Origin of the sequence: Alloalcanivorax venustensis (assembly GCF_047495515.1) — a bacterium.
Lineage (GTDB): Bacteria > Pseudomonadota > Gammaproteobacteria > Pseudomonadales > Alcanivoracaceae > Alloalcanivorax > Alloalcanivorax venustensis.
Genome location: NZ_CP179934.1, coordinates 2905588 through 2926373 on the forward strand (window position 1 = coordinate 2905588; position 20786 = coordinate 2926373).

The window sequence follows — 20786 nt, forward strand, 5'->3', positions numbered from 1 at the left end:
GGCCTCAGTATTATTCAGGGTCCACGCGGCAGCCTCGGCTGCCGTTTTTTGTTTGTAAGCGTTCTTCATCGACCTACAGCGCCAAAGACCATGAGCGAGCAGTATCTGATCCCCACCTACGCCCGTCAGCCGGTGAGCTTCGAACGCGGCGAAGGGGTATGGCTATACGATGCCGACGGCAACCGTTTTATGGACGCCGTGTCCGGCGTCGCCGTGTGCAACCTCGGCCACGCCCATCCGGCGGTGACCCGCACCCTGGCGGATCAGGCCGCGCGACTGGTGCACACCTCCAACCTGTACCGGATACCGGCCCAGGAAAGACTAGCCGCGCGCCTGTGCGCGCTGAGCGATATGGAGAAGGTGTTTTTCTCCAATTCCGGCGCCGAAGCCAACGAGGCGGCGATCAAGCTGGCGCGTCTGCACGGCCACAACCGGGGCAGCGACACGCCGCGCATTCTGGTCATGGAGAACAGCTTCCACGGCCGTACCCTGGCGACCCTGTCCGCCACCGGCAACCGCAAGGTGCAGAAAGGGTTCGAGCCGCTGGTGGAAGGCTTCCAGCATCTGCCCTACAACGACCTGGCGGCGGTGGAAGCCGCCGCGGCCGACGACCAGGCCGGCCACATCGCCGCCGTGCTGGTGGAACCGGTGCAGGGCGAAGGCGGGGTCAACGTGCCCGACGACGGCTACCTGCGCGGCTTGCGTGAGCTGTGCGACCGCCACGGCTGGTTGTTGATGTTCGATGAAATCCAGACCGGCAACGGCCGCACCGGCACCTATTTCGCGTGCCAGGGCGACGGCGTGCAGCCCGACGTGCTGACCACCGCCAAGGGCCTGGGCAACGGCTTCCCGATCGGCGCCTGCCTGGTGAGCGGTGCCGCCTCGGCATTGTTCGGGCCGGGCAGCCACGGCAGCACCTTCGGCGGCAACCCGCTGGGCTGCGCCACCGCGCTGACCGTGGTGGAAACGCTCAGCGACCAGGTGATCCCGGCGGTCGGCGCCAAGGGTGAGACGCTGCGCGCGGCCCTGCGCGACCGGCTGGCCGACGTGCCGCTGGTCACCGGGGTGCGCGGCCGCGGGCTGATGATCGGCGTGCAGCTCGACCGCGACTGCGGCGAACTGGTGGGCCGGGCCCGCGAGGCGGGCCTGCTGATCAACGTCACCGCCGGCTCGGTGGTGCGGCTGTTGCCGCCCCTGGTGATCAACGACGACGAACTCCGTTTCTTGGTGGACACCCTGGCCCAGGTGATCCGCGACTTTGCCCGTGATCAGGAGAACCCATGAGCAGCCCGCGTCACTTTCTCACTCTGATGGACCTTACGCCCAAGGAGCTGGGGTATCTGATACAGCGCGCCGTGGAGCTGAAAACCATGCTGCACACCGGGCAGTTCCACGAGCCCCTGCGCGGCAAGACCCTGGGCATGATTTTCGAGAAATCCTCCACCCGCACCCGGGTGTCGTTCGAAGTGGCGATGACCCAGTTCGGCGGCGCCAGTGTGTTCCTGTCACCGCGCGACACCCAACTGGGGCGCGGTGAACCGGTGGAGGATTCCGCCCGGGTGCTGTCGCGGATGGTGGACGCGGTGATGATCCGTACCTTCGACCACGACACCGTGGAGGCTTTCGCCGCCCACTCGCGGGTACCGGTGATCAACGCCCTCACCGACCAGTTCCACCCCTGCCAGCTGCTCGCCGACATGCAGACGTTCGTCGAGCACCGGGGCAGCATCGCCGGTAAAACCGTGGCCTGGGTGGGCGACGGCAACAACATGTGCGCCAGCTACATCAACGCCGCCGAGCAGTTCGATTTCCAGCTGGTGGTGTGCTGCCCGGAGGGCTTCGAGCCGCCGGCGGACCTGGTGGCGGCGTTCGCCCACCGGGTCACCCTGCAGCGCGACCCCGCCGAGGCGGTGAAAGGCGCGCATCTGGTGGTCACCGATGTGTGGGCCTCCATGGGCCAGGAAGACGAGCAGGCCGACCGCATCAAGCGGTTCTCAGAGTATCAGGTGAACCCGGCGCTGATGGACCGGGCCGACCCGGAGGCGCTGTTCATGCACTGCCTGCCCGCCCACCGGGGCGAGGAAGTCAGCCACAACATGCTCGACGATCCGCGCGCGGTGGTCTGGGACGAGGCGGAAAACCGGCTGCACGCGCAGAAGGCGCTGCTGGAGTTCCTGCTCACCGGGACGCATTAAGGGTTATTGGTCCTCGCGGCAGACCCGGTTGCGGCCGCCGGTCTTGGCCCGGTAGAGGGCGCGGTCGGCGCGGCCCAGCAGCTGGTCCACGGTTTCCTTGCCCCGGTAGCTGGCCACCCCCGCCGACAGGCTCACCGCCGGCGGTCCGCGGCGATCGTCGAAGCTGCGCGCCGCCCAGCTTTCGCGCAGCCGCTCGGCCACCAGTTCGGCGCCGGCCAGGTCGCTCTGCGGCAGCACCAGAATGAATTCCTCACCGCCCAGCCGGGCCAGGTAGTCCCCCTCGCGCAGATTATCCAGGGTGTGCTCGGCGAACTGGCGCAGCACCCGGTCGCCCATGTCGTGGCCGTACTCGTCGTTGATGCGCTTGAAATGGTCCAGGTCCACGTAGCACACCGAGAACGGGTAAATCTGGTTGTCCGCCAACGCTTTCTGGTGCTCCAGCACTTCCAGAATATGGCGGCGGTTGAACAGGCCGGTGAGATCATCGCGGATCGCCAGGTCGCGGACCTGTTCCAGGGCGTCCGCCAGCGCCTGGTTCTTTACCGCCAGGCTGCGCCGCAGGCCGTTCACGCCGCTGCCGGTCACCGCGAAGCTCAGCGCCACCAGAGTAAAGATCAGCCACTGCAGCAGCTCCAGGCTCAGGCTCAGCCGCAGGCCCCGCGTCGCCAGCGCCAGGGCCAGCATCAGCGCGTAGCCGACGCTGGCGAGCAGCGCCAGCGACAGCAGCGAGCGGGCGCCGAGCCGGAACGACACCAGCAGCAACAGCGGGAAGAACAGAATCATGGCGCTGATGCGCGCCTCGTTCATGGGAAACGCGGCGATCAGAAAGGCGATCACCAGGCCCAGGGCCATCGGCACGGAGAGGCTGGATTCCCGCCATTCCAGGGTGGCGCCGGTTTCGATCAGCAGCAGATACACCACCGTGATCACCGCCAGCGCGCCGAGCAGCAGGCTCACGTAGAGCCCGCCGGCGTCCAGCGTGCCCCACAGCCACAGCGCCACCACCAGCAGCGCGTGAAACAGCGCCACCGCCGCCAGGGACCGACCGTGGCGAAGCAGCAGACGCCGCTCACTGACCGTCAGCCGGCGCGCCCGGCGCCAATAACGGCTGTTCACGGTGGACCCGCCGTGATGATCCGATCGCGGCCGGCGGCCTTGGCCTGATAAAGAAGACGGTCGGCGCGCACCAGCACCTCGTCCGGGCTTTCGCCGTGCCCGACCACGGTGAGCCCCACCGAGGCGGTCACTTCCAGCGCCGGCGCGGCCATGAAACGCTGGGCTCGCAACGCGCTCATCAGGCGCTCCACGCTGGTGAGCGCCTGCTCCATGTCCATCACCGGCAGCATGATCAGAAACTCCTCGCCGCCCAGCCGCGCGGCCATGTCCTTGTCGCCCAGGTAGCGGCGGGTGAGCTCGGCGAACCGCACCAGCACCTGGTCACCGAACAGATGCCCGTGGCGGTCGTTGATGCGCTTGAAGTGGTCCAGGTCGACGAACCCCACCGCCAGCAGAAACGCCCCGCGGCGGGCCTGGCCGCAGGCCTTGGCGAGCAGCTCCATGGCGTGGCGGCGGCTGTACAGGCCGGTGAGCTCGTCCTTCACCGCCAGGTCCTGGATCCGCTCGAGCAGCTCGGCGAGCTGGCCGTTACGCTCGCGCAGCCGCAAACGAATGGTGGTGATCTCGCTGGCCAGCAGCACCATGGCCAGGGTGACCAGGGAAAACAACAGCCACTGGCCCGCCTCCAGCAACGGCTGCGCCAGGTCGCCACGGGCGTTCAGGTAGAGCAATACCAGGGCGTAGCCGGCCACCGCCAGGGCGGCGGCCCGCGCCACCTGCCGGCGGCGCACGCGGAACACGCCCTGGTGCAGGATGGCGAAGAAGAACGCCATCACCGCCAGGCGGCCCTGATCCAGGTAGAGCGCGGACGCCAGTAGAGTGAGGATGCACCAGATCATCACCGGCTCGGTCATCGCCGGGTTGTTCAGCCGCCGGTTCAGGCCGGTGCGGGCGAACAGCAGCAGGCCCAGGTGGCCGGCCCAGATGGTGCCGAACAGGGCGTAAAAGACCGTGGCGCCGCCCCGGAAGAACCCCCATTGCAGGATCAGCCAGCACACCAGGGTGTGCGCGGCGCCACCCATCAGCAACGAAAACGCCAGGCGGCGCAAACGCAACGCCTGGCGTCGATCGGTGACTGTGGCAAGCCGTCCGTGCATGCGATCCTTCCCCAAGGTCGTCTTCTTATGGCACGGGGATGATAATCAAAACTGTGCACTGAATCACACTTTCGGTCGGGCTTTCACTGCCGGTTGTCCGAACACACCCGCTGCACGGCTTCACGCCAGCCCCGGTAGCGGCGCTCCCGCTCGCCCTCTTCCAGCGACGGTTCGAAGGCCCGGTCCGGCTGCCAGTGCTCGGCGATTTCATCCAGATCGCGGAACAGACCGCAGCCCAGCCCGGCCAGGTAGGCCGCGCCCAGGGCGGTGGTCTCGGTGACCCGGGGCCGGTCCACCCGCACCCCCAGCACATCGGCCAGGGTCTGGCCCAGCCAGTTGTTGACCACCATGCCGCCGTCCACCCGCAGCGTGGTGGGCCGCTGGGCGCAATCGGCGGCCATCGCCTCGAGCAAGTCGCGGGACTGGTAGCACACCGCCTCCAGACCGGCGGTGACCACCTCGGCGATGCCGGTGTCGCGGGTCAGCCCGAGCAGCGCGCCGCGCGCGTGCGGGTCCCACCAGGGCGCGCCCAGGCCGGTGAAGGCCGGCACCAGATAGACGCCGCCGGCGGAGCCGACACGGCGGGCCAGGGCCTCGGTTTCGCTGGCGTGGGTAATCAGGTTGAGGCCGTCGCGCAGCCACTGGATCGCCGCGCCGGCGACGAAGATCGAGCCCTCCAGCGCGTAGGTGGTCTCGCCGTTCAGCCGGTAGGCCACGGTGGTCAGCAGACGGTTGTCGGAGTGCACCGCCGCGCCGGTGTTCATCACCATGAAACAGCCGGTGCCGTAGGTGCTTTTCACCATGCCCGGCTGGAAGCAGGCCTGGCCCACCAGCGCCGCCTGCTGATCGCCGGCGATGCCGGTCACCGGCACCGCCGCGCCCAGCACCCGGGGGTCGGTGCGGCCGAACTCGCCGGCGCTGTCGCGGACCTCCGGCAGCAGCGACGCGGGAATGTCGAACAGCCGCAGCAGGTCCTCGTCCCAGTGCTGGCCGTGGATATTGAACAGCAGGGTGCGCGACGCGTTGGTGGCGTCGGTGGCGTGCACCCGGCCGTCGGTGAGCTTCCACAGCAGCCAGCAGTCGATGGTGCCGAAGGCCAGTTCGCCGGCCTCGGCCCGGCGGCGGGCGCCGTCCACGTTCTCCAGCAGCCAGGCCAGCTTGGTGGCCGAGAAATACGGGTCCAGCAACAGGCCGCTGCGCTCGCGCACCAGGTCCTCGTGGCCCTCCTGCTTGAGCCGCTGGCAGTAATCCGCGGTGCGCCGGTCCTGCCAGACGATCGCCCGCGCCACCGGTTCGCCGGTGGCCCGGTCCCACAGCACCGTGGTCTCGCGCTGGTTGGTGATGCCGATGGCGGCGAGCTGATCCGCTTCCACCTGGGCGTTGCGCAGCGCCTGCCGGCACAGCGCCAGGCAGTCGTTCCAGATCTCCTGCGCATCGTGCTCGACCCAGCCGTCGCGGGGGAAATGCTGGCGGAATTCCTTCTGCGCCTGCCCCACCGCGACTCCGTCCCGGTCAAAGACGATGGCCCGGGAGCTGGTCGTGCCCTGGTCGATAGCAAGAATGAAAGCGGACATACACACCCCGAAAATAGAAATAGAGTTAACAGTGAACAGTTAATAGTGAACAGCGAAACCCGGCGGACGCCCGGGCCTATCTGAGAGGTGTGTTCGCTATTAACTATTCACTATTAACTCTTCACTGTCTTTTGTCGTCCAAGCACGTGTTGGCGGCGTTGTTCTCGGGGCAGGATAACCCGGAAGCGGGCGCCGCCCCAGTCGCTCTCCGCCACGGCCACGTCGCCGCCGTGCCAGTCGACGATGCGTTTGACGATGGACAGCCCCAGGCCGTAGCCGCCGCTGGCGCGGTGCCGGCTTTTGTCGAGCCGGGCGAACGGCTTGAAGACCCGTTCGCGCTGGTGCTCGGCGATGCCGGCGCCGTCATCGTCCACGTCCAGAATCAGGTTGCCGTCCTGTTCGGTCACCGTCATCCGCACCCGGGTTTTCGCGTACCGCAGGGCGTTGGTGACCAGGTTCTGAAGAATCCGGTGCAAGTAGCGCGGGTCCCCTTCCACGGTCAGGTCCCGGGAGCCGCGCGCGTCGATCAGGATGTCGCCGCGGATGTCCTCCAGCTCACCGATCAGCTGGTCGCACACTTCCAGCAGGAACACCGGCTGGAATTCGATGTTGGGGGTGCCCTCCTCCAGCCGCGCATAGGTGAGGATCTCATCGATCAACTCATCCAGCTGCTCGATGTCCCGGTCCAGGGCGTTGAGCTTTTCGCGGCGCTCGTCGGCGGATTCGCAGTCGGCCAGCATCTCCAGGCCGAAGCGCAGCCGCGCCACCGGGGTGCGCAGTTCGTGGGACACCGCCCGGGTCATCTCCCGCTGCGCCTCGATAAGACGGCGGATGTGCGCGGTCATGCCGTTGAAGGTGGCCGCCACCTGGCCGATCGGGTCGTTGCCGGGGATATCCGCGTAGGCGCCCAGGTCACCGCTGCCCAGCCGCTTCACCGCCCGGTCCAGGCGCCGCAGGCGGGTCTGCAGCGGGCGCACCTGCAGGTAGGTGGACAGCGCCACCAGCAGCAACGCCACCACGCCGGCGATCACCAGCAACTCCCAGGGGAACTGATCGAACAGATGCAGCGGCCCCATCACCAGAATGCGCTCGCCGCCGGGCACCGGCACCAGCACCCGCACGCCGGCGTCGCGCCGGGTGCTGTCGGTGAGGGTGAACACCACCTCGTCGCGCTCCAGGCGCCGCTGCTGCTCCACGTCCAGGTCCAGTTCGGTGCGCGGCAGCAGCGTCAGGGGGTAACCGAAGTGCTGGTTGAGATCGGCCAGGGCCTGGTCCTGCCGGTTGGCCGGACGGGCGCGCAGATAGTCGAGCACCAGCATGGCGGTGGCGCGGGCCTGCTGTTCGGAGAGACGGCTCATCACGGCGCGTATATAGAGCGGGTCATCGGGGACCGCGAACAGCACCTCCACCCGCTCGCTGTCCGGGTTGCCGCGCAACACCACCCGGCCTTCCTGAAGATGCAGGCCGTCGCGGTAGGACAGCCCCAGCTCGCCGGCGTCGCGCAGGGTTACCGGCGCGCCGAACATGCGGCTCAGCGAACGCGACCAGGCCTGGCGTTCGTCGTCGCCGGCGCGTTCCCGGTAGCCTTCCGCCATTAAATAGAAGGTGCCGCGGGCCATGCGCTCGCGGTACAGCTGGGAACGATAGTCGTTGACCAGCTCCACGCCGGCATAGGTGAGCGCGCCGATGATCAGCAGGGCCACCAGGATGCCGCCGTAGATTCGGACGAAGATACTGTTCAAATCACACCTGCTGGCGCGGGCGGGCGAAGGCGCCCGCCCCCGTCATCCGCTGCTCATTTCCTTAACGAACAGATAGCCCTTGGAGCGTACCGTCTTGATTCGCTTGGGGTTTTCCGGATCGTCACCGACCTTGGGCCGGATGCGGGAAATGCGCACGTCGATGGAGCGGTCCTGGCCGTCGTACTGGATACCGCGCAGTTTCTCGAAGATGGTCTCGCGGGACAGCACCGTGCCGGCGTTGGAAGCCAGCAGCCAGAGCAGGTCGTATTCGGCGCTGGTCAGGTCCACCGACTTGCCGCGCAGGCTCACTTCCCGGGCGGAGTTGTCGATCACCAGGGCGCCGAATTCCAGCCGCGACGGCGAGCTGTCGCGCTCACTGTCGGTTTCCACCCGCCGCAGCAGGGCGCGGATGCGGGCCAGCAGAACGCGCGGTTTGACCGGCTTGGCGACATAGTCGTCGGCGCCCATTTCCAGCCCCAGGACCTGATCCATGTCGTCGGTGCGTGCGGTCAACATGAGGATCGGGTTCTTGAAGGTGGCGCGCACCTCCCGGCAGACGGTCAGACCGTCGGCGCCCGGAAGCATCAGATCAAGAACCACCAGGTCCGGTTGCTCGGAACGGATGCGGCGGATGGCTTCCTCGCCGTCGCTCACCACGCTGACGTCGAGGCCGTTGGATTGAAGGTATTCGCAAGTGAGATCGGCGAGACGCTCATCGTCTTCCACGATCATGATGGTCGGCGGGTTATCCTGCACGCTTGTCATTCCCGTCGTTATCCTTATCGATTCGTTGTTGTTGCGGCGCAGCCGCCAATTCTGTTTATACGCATACCCGTGCGGTTGAGCAACCGGAATGAGCCGGCGGGGGCGACACAATATATAGTGGTCGTTCGCCCTCTCTCAAGCACCCCGGTTTTTCGCCCACACCGCTGCACAGCCCGCGCACAGTTTATCCACAGGATTTCCCCAACCGGAATGCTTGCAAAAGCCGGAACCCATCTATAACTTGTACTGTTATCGGTCACCGACCCCAACATATTGGGTTTTGTAAAAGTTTTCCGGTTCAGCAGGCCAACGTCTTTCCGCCCCCCGGAAAATGCCGCCGGATCAGCCGCTTACGAGTTCCGGCCCGAATTATGCAGTCCTGAAGTCGCCGACAGTCCGGCCCCCGGCGCGCGCCGCGAACACAACATATGGTGTTTTCGACGCGCCAGCCCACCATTGGCGCCGGACCGGCGGTTTCCGACCCAGGGTCACAACGGTTTTTACAATCAGAATAGCCAGCACAGAGACAACGGAGAGGGCATCATGCACACGGATATGAATCGCGATCAGTCCCACGCGGGCGCGCCCGGCGGCGAAGTCAGCGCCGAACAGGACGTCACCGCCACCGCCCCCGGCCAGCTGCGCGTCATCAAGCGCAACGGCAAGGTGGTTTCCTACGATGACGACAAGATCACCGTGGCCATCACCAAGGCGTTCCTGGCCGTGGAAGGCGGCACCGCGGCGGCCAGCTCGCGCATCCACGACACCGTGGACCGCCTCACCGAGCAGGTCAGCGCCACCTTCAAGCGCCGCATGCCCTCCGGCGGCACCATCCATATCGAGGAAATCCAGGACCAGGTGGAACTGGCCCTGATGCGTAACGGCGAGCACAAGGTGGCCCGCGATTACGTGCTGTACCGCGACCAGCAGGCGCGCAAACGCGCCGAACGCGCCCGCGACCTGCCCGAGCCCAAGCACAAGGTCGACATGACCGTGACCATGGAAGACGGCAGCCGCGCGCCGCTCGACATGGCCCGCCTGGAATACCTGATCCACGAGGCCTGCAGCGGTCTCGAAGAGGTCTACCCGGACAAGATCATCGCCGAAACCGTCAAGAACCTGTACGACGGCGTGTCCATCAAGGACGTCAACACCTCCATGGTGATGACCGCGCGCACCATGATCGAGATGGAGCCCAACTACTCCCAGGTCACCGCCCGGCTGCTGATGGACAAGATCCGCGCCGAGGCCCTGCAGTACCTGGGCGTGGGCGAACGCGCCAGCCAGCAGGAAATGGAAGACCTCTACGCCAAGGCGCTGAGCGCCTACATCGAGAAAGGCATCGAGTACGAGCTGCTGAGCCCGGAGCTGGCCGAGTTCGACCTGAACAAGCTGGGCGCGGCCATCGACGGCAAGCGCGACCTGCAGTTCTCCTACCTGGGCCTGCAGACCCTCTACGACCGCTACTTTATCCACCACAACGAGACCCGCATCGAGCTGCCGCAGTGCTTCTTCATGCGCGTGGCGATGGGCCTGGCGGTGCGCGAGGACAACCGCGAAGAGCGCGCCATCGAGTTCTACAACCTGCTCTCCAGCTTCGACTACATGAGCTCCACGCCGACCCTGTTCAACGCCGGCACCCTGCGTCCGCAGCTGTCCAGCTGCTACCTGACCACGGTGCCCGATGACCTGTCCGGCATTTACAGCGCCATCCATGACAACGCCATGCTGAGCAAATTCGCCGGCGGCCTGGGCAACGACTGGACCCCGGTGCGCGCGCTGGGCGCCTACATCAAGGGCACCAACGGCAAATCCCAGGGCGTGGTGCCGTTCCTGAAAGTGGTCAACGACACCGCCGTGGCGGTGAACCAGGGCGGCAAGCGCAAGGGCGCGGTCTGTGCCTACCTGGAAACCTGGCACATGGACATCGAAGAGTTCATCGAGCTGCGCAAGAACACCGGCGACGACCGCCGCCGCACCCATGACATGAACTCCGCCAACTGGATCCCCGACCTGTTCATGAAGCGGGTGATCAACGAACAGGACTGGACCCTGTTCAGCCCCAACGACGTGCCCGACCTGCACGATCTGTACGGCGAAGCCTTCGAGAAGCGCTACGAAGAATACGAAGCGATGACCCGCGACGGCCGCATGAAGCTGTACAAGCGCCTGCCGGCGGTGAATCTGTGGAGAAAAATGCTCTCCATGCTGTTCGAAACAGGCCACCCCTGGTTCACCTTCAAGGATCCCTGCAACCTGCGCAGCCCGCAGCAGCACGTGGGCGTGGTGCACTCGTCCAACCTGTGCACCGAGATCACCCTGAACACCAACCAGGAAGAGATCGCGGTGTGCAACCTGGGCTCCGTGAACCTGGCCCAGCACATCGTCGACGGCGCTCTTGACCGCGACAAGCTGGCGAGCACCGTGAAAACCGCCGTGCGCATGCTCGATAACGTAATCGACATCAACTACTACAGCGTGCCCCAGGCGGAGCGCTCCAACATGAAGCACCGCCCGGTGGGCCTGGGCATCATGGGCTTCCAGGACGCGCTCTATAAGCAGGGCTTCAGCTACGCTTCCCAGGAAGCGGTGGCCTTCGCCGACCAGTCCATGGAAGCGGTCAGCTACTACGCCATCCAGGCCTCCGCGGACCTGGCCGAAGAGCGCGGCGCTTACCAGAGCTTCGACGGCTCCCTGTGGAGCCAGGGCGTGCTGCCGATCGATTCCATCGACATCCTGGTCAAGCAGCGCGGCGAGGACTACTGCAAGGTGGACCGCAGCCAGACCCTGGACTGGGACAGCGTGCGCGAACGGGCCCGCAAGGGCATGCGTAACTCCAACGTGATGGCGATCGCGCCGACGGCCACCATCGCCAACATCACCGGCGTGTCGCAGTCCATCGAGCCCACGTATCAGAACCTGTATGTGAAATCGAACCTGTCCGGCGAGTTCACCGTGGTCAACCCGTTCCTGGTCAACGCCCTCAAGGAGCGCGGCCTGTGGGACAACGTCATGGTCAACGATCTCAAGTACTACGACGGCTCCGTGCTGCCCATCGAGCGGGTGCCGGACGATCTCAAGGAAGAGTTCCGCACCGCCTTCGAGATCGAGCCGCGCTGGCTGGTGGAAGCGGCCAGCCGCCGTCAGAAGTGGATCGACCAGGCCCAGTCGCTGAACCTCTACATCGCCGAGGCCAACGGCAAGAAGCTGGACGTGACCTACAAGATGGCCTGGCTGCTGGGTCTCAAGACCACCTATTACCTGCGTGCCATCGGCGCTACCCAGACCGAGAAGTCCACGGTCAACGACAACAAGCTCAACCGGGTCTCTTCCGGTGGCGGTGACGCGGCACCCGCCTCCGCCGCGGCCCCGTACGAGGCCGATTTCAGCCAGCCCGCGGACGTCCCGCAGGCCTGCTCCCTGGACGACCCGGATTGCGAGGCGTGCCAGTAAGCACGCGGAACGGAATGCAACATCGGTGGCGCCCCGGCGCCACCCCGACAGAATTGGAGAAAGATCATGCTGAGCTGGGACGAATTTCATGCGCCAGAAACGCCCAACCACAAGCAGCCCGGCGGGCGGACAGCGCCGCCGCAATCTCAACCGGTATCTGAGGAAGCGGCACCTGCACCTCAAGCACCGGCAGCGGGAAGTGGAACGGATGCGGGAAATGAAACCGGACACCCCGGACACGAAGAACTGCGAGGCGAATCCTCACGGGAGCGAGCGCTGAGCGACGCGGTACTGCGCGCCCAGCAGGCGGTGGCCGAAATGGACACCGCCGAAGGCATCGCCGAGCTGGAAGGCGCCGCCGGCCGGGTCGAGGTGGACGACAAGCGCATGATCAACTGCCGCGCCGACCTCAACCAGCTGGTGCCCTTCAAGTACGACTGGGCCTGGCAAAAATACCTGGACGGCTGCGCCAACCACTGGATGCCCCAGGAAATCAACATGAACGCCGACCTGGCGCTGTGGAAGAAGGAAGGCGGCCTCACCGAGGACGAGCGCCGCATCGTCAAGCGCAACCTGGGCTTCTTCTCCACCGCCGATTCCCTGGTGGCGAACAACCTGGTGCTGGCCATCTACCGGCTGATCACCAACCCGGAGTGCCGCCAGTACATCCTGCGCCAGTCCTTCGAGGAAGCGATCCACACCCACGCCTACCAGTACTGCATCGAGTCACTGGGCATGGACGAAGGCGAGATCTTCAACATGTACCGGGAAATCCCCTCGGTGGCCAAGAAGGCACAGTGGGGTGTCGACTACACCCGTGAAATCTCGGACCCGCAGTTCACCACCGGCACCCCGGAGACCGACAAGGCGCTGCTCAAGAACCTGATCGCGTTCTACTGCGTGCTGGAAGGCATCTTCTTCTACTGCGGCTTCACCCAGATCCTGTCCATGGGCCGCCGCAACAAGATGACCGGCGTCGCCGAGCAGTTCCAGTACATCCTGCGCGACGAATCCATGCACGTGAACTTCGGCGTCGACGTGATCAACCAGATCAAACTGGAAAACCCGCACCTGTGGGACCAGGAGATGCGCGATCAGGCCACGCTGATGATTCTGGAAGGCACCGAGCTGGAAATCCAATACGCCCGCGACACCATGCCGCGCGGCGTGCTCGGCATGAACGCGGCGATGATGGAAGAATACCTGCAGTTCATCGCCAACCGCCGCCTCACCCAGCTGGGCCTGCCCGAGCAGTTCAAGGGCGTCACCAACCCGTTCCCCTGGATGAGCGAGATCATGGACCTGCGCAAGGAGAAGAACTTCTTCGAAACCCGGGTCACCGAGTATCAGGTCGGCGGTGCGCTGAGCTGGGATTAAAGCGTCTTGTAGGAGCGAGCCTGCTCGCGAAAGGCAAGCGGAGCTTGCCGGCGGGATACCAGAGGCCTCTGGAATCCTGCCGGCCGACAAGGCGGCCTTTCGCGGGCGGGGCCCGCTCCCACAAGCGCCGCCCGATTGTCTCCTCCGCCACCCTTTGGCACCATTAGGGCACCCAAGCTGGAGGCGTCCATGAGCGACCACGAAGACTACGACGACTACAAGCAGGAAGCCCAGGAGCTCCTTAGCACCATTGAGCAGGTGGAGGAAACCCTCTCGGTGATGACCACGGTGGTCAGCCAGCTCAAGGAGCAGGTCGCCACCCATATCGACGACGGCGACGACACCGTGGAAATGAGCGCCGAGGAATTCCTCGAGCAGTGCGAGAACGCCGAAGGCACCTGGCACTGACGCCGCATCGACTCTCCCAATCCCAAGCATCAGCATTGACCATACCCCCCTGCCCCGCCTGCGCGTTATAGTGTCGGGCACGATGATGGCGCGTTCCCGGCGCCGGAAGGAGAAGGTTGAATGAAAGCTTCGGATTTGTTCGTTCGCGCCCTGGAAGCCGAGGGCGTGGAATACGTCTTCGCCATCCCCGGCGAGGAAAACCTGGATCTGCTGGAAGCCCTGCGCGGCTCCCGCTCGATCAAGCTGGTGGTGACCCGCCACGAGCAGGGTGCCGGCTTCATGGCCGCCACCTACGGCCGCCTCACCGGCAAGGCCGGCGTCTGCCTGTCGACCCTGGGTCCTGGCGCCACCAACCTGGTGACCGCCGCCGCCTACGCCCAGTTGGGCGCCATGCCGATCGTGATGATCACCGGCCAGAAGCCGATCAAATCCAGCAAGCAGGGCCAGTTCCAGATCATCGACGTGGTCGATATGATGCGGCCGCTCACCAAGTTCACCAAGACCGTGGTCAGCGGCGACACCATCCCGGCGCGCATCCGCGAGGCGTTCCGCCTGGCCCAGGAGGAGCGCCCCGGCGCCACCCACCTGGAGCTGCCCGAGGACATCGCCCGCGAGCACTCCTCCATGCCGGTGCTCGAGCCCAGCCTGACGCGCCGGCCGATCGCCGAGGACAAGGCCATCTGCCGCGGCGTGGAAGCGATCCGGAACGCCCGCAAGCCGCTGATCGTGGTGGGCGCCGGCGCCAACCGCAAACTGACCAGCAAGATGCTGCGCCAGTTCATCGAGAAGCTCGGTATTCCGGCGATCACCACGCAGATGGGCAAGGGCGTGGTGGACGAAACCGGCCCCCACTTCCTGGGCAACACGGCGCTCTCCGACGGCGATTTCGTGCACCGCGCCATCGGCGCCGCCGACCTGATCATCAACGTCGGCCACGATGTGGTGGAAAAGCCGCCCTTCTTCATGCAGCCCGGCGGCGCCACCGTGGTGCACGTGAACTTCAACTCCGCCCAGGTGGACCCGGTCTACTTCCCGCAGATCGAGCTGGTGGGCGACATCGCCAACAGCCTGTGGCAGCTCAAGGAGCGCCTGGAACCCCAGGAACACTGGAGCTTCGCCGACTTCCACCGGGTCCGCGACGCGCTGCAGGCGCACATCGCCGACGGCGAGCGCGACGATCGCTTCCCGATCCTGTCGCCGCGCCTGGTGCGCGAGATCCGCAAGGTGATGCCCGACGACGGCACCATCGCGCTGGATAACGGCATGTACAAGATCTGGTTCGCGCGCAATTACCCGGCCACGCACCCCAACACGGTGCTGCTGGACAACGCCCTGGCCAGCATGGGCGCCGGCCTGCCGTCGGCCATGGCCGCCAAGATGGTGCACCCGGACCGCCGCGTCATGGCGGTGTGCGGCGACGGCGGCTTTATGATGAATTCCCAGGAGTTGGAAACCGCCGTGCGCCTGCGGCTGGATCTGGTGGTGCTGATCCTGCGCGACGACGGCTACGGCATGATCAAGTGGAAGCAGAAGCAAATGGACTTCCACGACTTCGGCCTGGACTTCCAGAACCCGGATTTCGTCGCCTACGCCAAAGCCTACGGCGCCCAGGGCCACCGCGTGGAAAGCACCGAGGGCCTCGGCCCGCTGGTGGAGGAATGCTTCGCCGCCGGCGGCGTGCACGTGATCGATCTGCCGGTGGACTACAGCGACAACGACCGCGTCCTCAACCAGGAAATCCGCGAGCTCAGCCGCAAGGTCTGACACCGCCGAACGTCTTCCCGACGAGCGGTACGCCGCTCGTCGGAAAGCACTCCCGGTGCGCCCGGCGGCGGTGCTAATCTGCCGCTCCCCACCCAATCCGCGCAGGGAGCGCCCGCATGGCAACCATCTCTTTATCCAACCTTCTACCCTCGGTGCTGAGCGCCGTCCTCTCCACCGGCACGGCGGCCACGCCGGCCACCGATCCCGCCGTCACCAGCGGCGACTGGTATCGCCCGGCGGTGGACGTGAACGCCCAGGTCCAGCTTCAAGGCACCCCCAACATCAGCTACGACGTGGAACTCTACGTCCTTGATCTGTTCGACACCGACAGCGCCGTGATCGACGCCTTGCACGCCGACGGACGCAAAATGATCTGCTACTTCTCGGCGGGCACCTTCGAGAACTGGCGCGACGACGCCGGCCGCTTCACCGCCGCCGACAAGGGCCGCCGCCTGGGCAACTGGCCCGGTGAGCGCTGGCTGGACATCCGCTCGCAAAATGTCCGCGCGATCATGGCCGATCGCCTGGACCTGGCCGTGCAGCGGGGGTGCGACGGCGTCGACCCGGATAACGTGGACGGCTACTCCAACCGCACCGGCCTGCCGCTCACCTACCAGGATCAGATCGACTACAATACCTGGCTGGCGGCGCAGGCCCACCAGCGCGGCCTGGCGATCTCGCTGAAGAACGATCTCGGCCAGATCGACGACCTGGTGGCGCACTTCGATTTCGCCATTAACGAATCCTGCCATGAGTGGGACGAGTGCGAACTGCTGATGCCCTTTATCGAGGCCGGCAAGCCGGTGGTGCACATCAATTACCTGTACGCCGACGATCCGATCGGCCGCGCCGAGCTGTGCCTGTACACCCGCGGCCTGGGCTTCAACACCCTGACCCTGCCGCAACTGCTCGACGGCAGCTTCCGCTACAGCTGTAACCCGTAGACATAAAACCGACCCGCCCCGGTAACATCGCTTTCATCGCCCCTTGCTTAGCTGGGGAGTGTCGGCCAAGGCCGCCTCCCCTATCACTGCTAACAAAAGGTCGGACGATGGACACCAGCGCCCTGCGAAAACTCACCACCGCCTGTCTGGCGGCCCTTGCCCTTTCCGCCTGCGGCGGCGACGACGACAACGACCCGGCACCGGCGCCGCCGGCGGAGGCCGGCTTCCAACTGCAACTGCTGCACTTCGCCGACATGGACGGCGCCACCGGCGCGCTGCAGAACGTGGAGCCCTTCTCCGCGGTGCTGGACGCTCTGCGCGCGGAATACCCGGACAACACCCTGGTGCTCAGCTCCGGCGACAACTTTATTCCCGGTCCGCGCTACTTCGCCGCCGCCGACCCGGCCATGGACGGCGTGCCCGGCGTCGCCGTGGCCGGTAACGGCCGCGCCGACATCGCCATGCTCAACGCCATGGGCCTGCAGGGCGCCGCCGTCGGCAACCACGACCTGGACGGCGGCACCGCCGAATTCGCCGGTATCCTGGCCGCCGAGGGCAACTACCCCGGCGCCCGCTTCCCCTACCTGAGCGCCAACCTGGACTTCACCACCGACGCCAACCTGGCCGGCCTGGTGCAAAGCGACGGCCAGAGCCTGGCGGCCATGCCCAACGGCCTGTCCGGCTACGGCACCGTGGAAGTGGGCGGCGAAACCCTGGGTGTGATCGGCGCCTCCACGCCGTCGCTGGGCAACATCACCAGCACCGGCGACATCACCATCAACCCGTCCAGCGGCGGCAACCAGGCGCTGGCCGACGTGCTGCAGCCGAAAATTGACGAGTTGCGCGACCAGGGCGTCGACAAGATCATCATGCTTGCCCATATGCAGACCCTCAGCGTGGAGAAAGAGCTGGCCACCCTGCTGGAAGGCGTCGACATCATCGTCGCCGGCGGCTCCAACACCCTGCTCGCCGACGACAACGACCGCCTGCGCGATGGCGACAGCGCCGCCGACGACTACCCGCTGACCTTCACCTCCGCCGCCGACGAGCCGGTGCTGGTGGTCAACACCGACGGCGACTACAAATACCTGGGCCGCCTGGTGGTGCGTTTCGATGACAACGGCGTGTTGCTCACCGACAGCCTGGACGACACCGTCAACGGCGCCTACGTCACCGACGAGACCATGGCCGAGAACCTGGAAGGCACCCCCAACAGCGACGTCACCACCATCGTCACCGCCCTGGAAGACGTGCTCGCCGCCCGCGACGGCAACATCCTCGGCCGCACCGCCGTTTACCTGGACGGCCGCCGCAACCAGGTGCGCACCCAGGAGACCAACCTGGGCAACCTGACCGCCGACGCCAACCTGTGGCTGTCCCGCCAGTACGACCCCAGCGTGCAGGTGTCGATCAAGAACGGCGGCGGCATCCGTGATGACATCGGCTACTTCGTGATCCCGCCGGGCTCCACCTCCGAGGACGACCTGGAATTCTTCCCGCCGGCGGCCAACGAAAGCGCCGGCAAAGCGGAAGGCGACATCTCCCAGTTCGACCTGGAAGGCTCGCTGCGCTTCAACAACACCCTCACCGTGGGCGACGTCACCGCCGCCGAACTCCACCAGCTGCTCGAGCACGCGGTGGCCAAGGTCGAGGGCGTAGCCGGCCAGTTCCCGCAGGTGGCGGGCCTGCGCTTCAGCTTCGACCCCACCCGCCAGGGTCTGCGCAGCACCGCCAACGGCGACGACGTCGACCAGGCCGGCGAGCGGGTGCGCAGCCTGGCGCTGGTGGATGACAACGGCGCGGTGCTCGACACCCTGGTGCAAAACGGCGCCGTGGTCGGCGACGCCAACCGGGTGATCCGCCTGGTGACCCTGGGCTTCCTGGCCACCGAAGGCGGCAGCGGTCTGGGCGGCGACGGCTACCCGTTCGACTTCCCGCTGGAGAACCGCATCGACCTGGACGCCGAGGCGATCCCCGGCGGCGGCAGCAACCTGGCCACCTTCGCCAACCCGGGCAGCGAACAGGACGCCCTGGCGGAGTACCTGCTCGACCGGATCGGCGAAAGCACGCCCTTCAACCAGGCGGAAACCGACGCCGATCAGGACCTGCGCATTCAGAACCTGAGCCGCCGCACCGACACCGTCCTGCCCTGACCCCATCCCACCCCGGGGCGCCTTTAAGGGCGCCCCGTCTCCTTTCCGCTCCGTGCATGTATTACAGTACCCCCGTGAACAACAGGCAGGGGGGATCCACAGCATGACCGGAGCATTAACCCAGGTAGTGGTCCTGCTCGCCATGGCGGTGCTGGCCGTGGTGGTGTTCCGGCGCCTGCACCTGCCACCGATTCTCGCCTACCTGAGCGCCGGCATTCTCGCCGGCCCCGGCGGCCTGGGCTGGGTCGGCGACACCGAGGGCATGCTGCACCTGGCGGAATTCGGCATCGTCTTTTTGCTGTTTTCCCTGGGCCTGGAATTCTCGATTCCCAAAGTGCTGGCGCTGCGCCGGGTGGTGTTCGGCGCCGGCCCGCTGCAGGTGCTGCTCACCGGGCTGCCGGTGGCGGCGTTGATGTGGCTGCTGGGTTTCACGCCGGCGGTGGCGCTGATCGCCGGCGGCGCTTTCGCGCTCTCCTCCACCGCCATCGTGATCCGCGATCTGATCACACGCGGCGCGGTGAACACCGGCTACGGACGCGCCACCACCGGGGTGCTGCTGTTCCAGGATCTGGCGGCGGTGATCATGCTGGTGCTGCTGCCGGTGCTCGCCAACCCGGACAGCGGGCATCCCGGCATCGCGGCGGCGACCACGCTGGGCAAGGCCCTGGCGCTGTTCATCGGCATCTATGTGATCGGCAAGTGGGTGCTGCCGCGCGCCCTGGAGGAGACCGGCCGGGCGCGCTCCGACGAAGTGTTCGTGATGACCGCCCTGCTGCTCGCCCTGCTGGCCGCCTGGGTGACCCATGCGCTGGGCCTGTCCATGGCGCTGGGCGCGTTTCTGGCCGGCATGATGCTGGGCGAAAGCCACTTCCGCCATCAGATCGAGGCGGACATCCGGCCGTTCCGGGATCTGCTGCTGGGTTTGTTTTTCATGGGTGTGGGCATGCTGGTGTCGCCGGCGCTGTTCGCCACCCACTGGCACTGGATCCTGCTCGGCGCGGCGGTGCTGATGCTGTTCAAGCTGGCGCTGATCAGCCTGCTGCTGCGCTGGCTGGGCGAGCGCACCGAAACCGCCCTGCGCAGCGGCATCCTGCTGGCCCAGGGCGGCGAGTTCGGCTTCGTGCTGGTGGCCCTGGCGGTGAGCCACGGGCTGATGGACAACGAACAGGCCGGCGTGCTGGTGTCGATCACCGTGCTCACCATGGCCGTGACCCCGGCGCTGCTGGACAACAGCGGCGCGCTCACCCGCCGGTTACTGCGCCAGTGGGAGCAGGAGCCGGACACCCCGGCGGTGGACGAGGCCACCACCGGCCATGTGCTGCTGTGCGGCTACGGCCGCGTGGGGCAGAACCTGATGCGCTACCTGACCCGCTTCCACCACCAGGCGGTGGCCATCGACACCGACCTGGTGCGCATCCAGGAAGCCAGCCAGGCCGGTGAGCGGATTATCTTCGGCGACGCCACCCGCAAGGAAATCCTGGAGCGGGCCGGCATCCACCGCGCCAGCCTGCTGGTGATCACCTTCGACGACGCCCGCCAGGCGGAGCGCATCCTGCACACCGTCCACCAGCTCTGCCCGGATCTGCGCGTGCTGGTGCGCACCCGCGACGACACCCATCTGGACGAGCTGATCCAGGCCGGCGCCGCCGAGGTGGTGCCGGAGGTGCTGGAAGCGTCGCTGATGCTGGTGGCCCACGCCCTGATGATGCTCGACACGCCGTTCGGCAAGGTGCTGGCGATGCTGCGCCAGAGCCGCCGCGAGCGCTACAAGCTGCTGCGCGGTTACTACCACGGCGAATCGCTGCCCACGTCCGACAGCGCCGGCAACCCCTACCGGCTGCTGCACGCGGTCACCCTGCACGGCCGCGCCGCCTGCCTCGGCAAGCGCCTCGACGAACTGAAGCTCAACGAGAGCAAGGTGGAAGTGCAGACCCTGCGGCGCGGCGACCGCACCATCGACCGCCCGGCGGACGACGAAGTGCTGCAGGACGGCGACATCCTGATTCTTTACGGTCCGCTGGAGGCGGTGGAAGCCAGCGAGGAGAAGCTGCTGGGCGGCTAAAGAAATCACTGTGGGAGCGGGCCCTGCCCGCGAAAGGCAAGCTTTGCTTGCCGGCAGGATCCCAGAGGCCTCTCAAGCGGCGCCCTGGAAACAGGTCTCTGGAATCCTGCCGGGGGCTCCGCCCCCTTTCGCGGGC

At 66.4% G+C, this 20786-nt stretch carries 14 protein-coding genes; 9 read left to right on the forward strand and 5 right to left on the reverse strand.

Translation table 11 applies throughout. The annotated features are described in order from the left end of the window. Positions 1-90 precede the first annotated feature (90 nt). Together ACMG4O_RS13630 and argF are read left to right on the forward strand one after the other, a co-directional pair. Entirely contained in the window at positions 91-1284 is a 1194-nt protein-coding gene (locus ACMG4O_RS13630; protein WP_414433959.1) for an aspartate aminotransferase family protein, read from the forward strand. Beyond that, positions 1281-2195 (forward strand): ornithine carbamoyltransferase, encoded by a 915-nt coding sequence (gene argF, locus ACMG4O_RS13635; RefSeq protein ID WP_414433960.1) that lies wholly within the window; start codon positions 1281-1283, stop codon positions 2193-2195. Before ACMG4O_RS13630 ends, argF begins: the two co-directional genes overlap by 4 nt. Before the next feature lie 3 nt (positions 2196-2198). Here the strand turns inward: argF and ACMG4O_RS13640 are convergent, their stop codons facing one another. From ACMG4O_RS13640 to ACMG4O_RS13660, 5 genes are all read right to left on the reverse strand, one after another. Then, positions 2199-3311 (reverse strand): diguanylate cyclase, encoded by a 1113-nt coding sequence (locus tag ACMG4O_RS13640; RefSeq protein WP_414433961.1) that lies wholly within the window; start codon positions 3309-3311, stop codon positions 2199-2201. Next, the gene (locus ACMG4O_RS13645; RefSeq protein ID WP_142948739.1) at positions 3308-4408 is read right to left on the reverse strand and encodes a sensor domain-containing diguanylate cyclase; all 1101 of its coding nucleotides are present in this window, start codon (positions 4406-4408) and stop codon (positions 3308-3310) included. The genes ACMG4O_RS13640 and ACMG4O_RS13645 overlap by 4 nt, the downstream gene beginning before the upstream one ends. A gap of 83 nt (positions 4409-4491) precedes the next feature. Next, positions 4492-5982 (reverse strand): glycerol kinase GlpK, encoded by a 1491-nt coding sequence (gene glpK / locus ACMG4O_RS13650; protein WP_370212043.1) that lies wholly within the window; start codon positions 5980-5982, stop codon positions 4492-4494. A gap of 113 nt (positions 5983-6095) precedes the next feature. Continuing rightward, positions 6096-7724 (reverse strand): ATP-binding protein, encoded by a 1629-nt coding sequence (locus tag ACMG4O_RS13655; protein ID WP_414433962.1) that lies wholly within the window; start codon positions 7722-7724, stop codon positions 6096-6098. A 42-nt stretch (positions 7725-7766) separates the two neighbouring features. Further along, the gene (locus tag ACMG4O_RS13660; RefSeq protein WP_142948742.1) at positions 7767-8489 is read right to left on the reverse strand and encodes a response regulator; all 723 of its coding nucleotides are present in this window, start codon (positions 8487-8489) and stop codon (positions 7767-7769) included. A gap of 543 nt (positions 8490-9032) precedes the next feature. Between ACMG4O_RS13660 and ACMG4O_RS13665 the strand changes: the two genes are divergently transcribed. The 7 genes from ACMG4O_RS13665 (at position 9033) to ACMG4O_RS13695 (ending at position 20650) form a co-directional block, all read left to right on the forward strand. Next, on the forward strand, positions 9033-11942 hold the full coding sequence (locus ACMG4O_RS13665) for a ribonucleoside-diphosphate reductase subunit alpha (protein WP_414433963.1): 2910 nt from the start codon (positions 9033-9035) through the stop codon (positions 11940-11942). 66 nt (positions 11943-12008) lie between these two features. Then, complete coding sequence (locus ACMG4O_RS13670; RefSeq protein WP_142948744.1) at positions 12009-13319, forward strand: ribonucleotide-diphosphate reductase subunit beta; 1311 nt, start codon at positions 12009-12011, stop codon at positions 13317-13319. 189 nt (positions 13320-13508) lie between these two features. Beyond that, positions 13509-13727: a hypothetical protein gene (locus ACMG4O_RS13675; protein ID WP_142948745.1), complete on the forward strand. Its 219-nt coding sequence runs from the start codon at positions 13509-13511 to the stop codon at positions 13725-13727. Between the two features lie 120 nt (positions 13728-13847). Further along, positions 13848-15491: an acetolactate synthase large subunit gene (locus tag ACMG4O_RS13680; RefSeq protein WP_414433964.1), complete on the forward strand. Its 1644-nt coding sequence runs from the start codon at positions 13848-13850 to the stop codon at positions 15489-15491. Between the two features lie 116 nt (positions 15492-15607). Beyond that, positions 15608-16435 (forward strand): endo alpha-1,4 polygalactosaminidase, encoded by an 828-nt coding sequence (locus tag ACMG4O_RS13685; protein WP_414433965.1) that lies wholly within the window; start codon positions 15608-15610, stop codon positions 16433-16435. 107 nt (positions 16436-16542) lie between these two features. Continuing rightward, positions 16543-18588, forward strand: coding sequence for a bifunctional metallophosphatase/5'-nucleotidase (locus ACMG4O_RS13690; RefSeq protein ID WP_414433966.1), 2046 nt, complete (start codon positions 16543-16545; stop codon positions 18586-18588). Positions 18589-18691: 103 nt separating this feature from the next. After that, on the forward strand, positions 18692-20650 hold the full coding sequence (locus ACMG4O_RS13695) for a monovalent cation:proton antiporter family protein (RefSeq protein ID WP_142948749.1): 1959 nt from the start codon (positions 18692-18694) through the stop codon (positions 20648-20650). Positions 20651-20786: the final 136 nt, after the last annotated feature.

Bases quoted from the DNA above. Each gene is read 5' to 3' on its own strand.
- ACMG4O_RS13675 (WP_142948745.1), top strand. From the start codon at position 13,509: ATGAGCGACCACGAAGACTACGACGACTACAAGCAGGAAGCCCAGGAG.
- ACMG4O_RS13680 (WP_414433964.1), top strand. From the start codon at position 13,848: ATGAAAGCTTCGGATTTGTTCGTTCGCGCCCTGGAAGCCGAGGGCGTG.
- glpK (WP_370212043.1), bottom strand. From the start codon at position 5,982: ATGTCCGCTTTCATTCTTGCTATCGACCAGGGCACGACCAGCTCCCGG.
- ACMG4O_RS13690 (WP_414433966.1), top strand. From the start codon at position 16,543: ATGGACACCAGCGCCCTGCGAAAACTCACCACCGCCTGTCTGGCGGCC.
- ACMG4O_RS13660 (WP_142948742.1), bottom strand. From the start codon at position 8,489: ATGACAAGCGTGCAGGATAACCCGCCGACCATCATGATCGTGGAAGAC.
- ACMG4O_RS13695 (WP_142948749.1), top strand. From the start codon at position 18,692: ATGACCGGAGCATTAACCCAGGTAGTGGTCCTGCTCGCCATGGCGGTG.
- ACMG4O_RS13630 (WP_414433959.1), top strand. From the start codon at position 91: ATGAGCGAGCAGTATCTGATCCCCACCTACGCCCGTCAGCCGGTGAGC.
- argF (WP_414433960.1), top strand. From the start codon at position 1,281: ATGAGCAGCCCGCGTCACTTTCTCACTCTGATGGACCTTACGCCCAAG.
- ACMG4O_RS13685 (WP_414433965.1), top strand. From the start codon at position 15,608: ATGGCAACCATCTCTTTATCCAACCTTCTACCCTCGGTGCTGAGCGCC.
- ACMG4O_RS13665 (WP_414433963.1), top strand. From the start codon at position 9,033: ATGCACACGGATATGAATCGCGATCAGTCCCACGCGGGCGCGCCCGGC.
- ACMG4O_RS13645 (WP_142948739.1), bottom strand. From the start codon at position 4,408: ATGCACGGACGGCTTGCCACAGTCACCGATCGACGCCAGGCGTTGCGT.
- ACMG4O_RS13670 (WP_142948744.1), top strand. From the start codon at position 12,009: ATGCTGAGCTGGGACGAATTTCATGCGCCAGAAACGCCCAACCACAAG.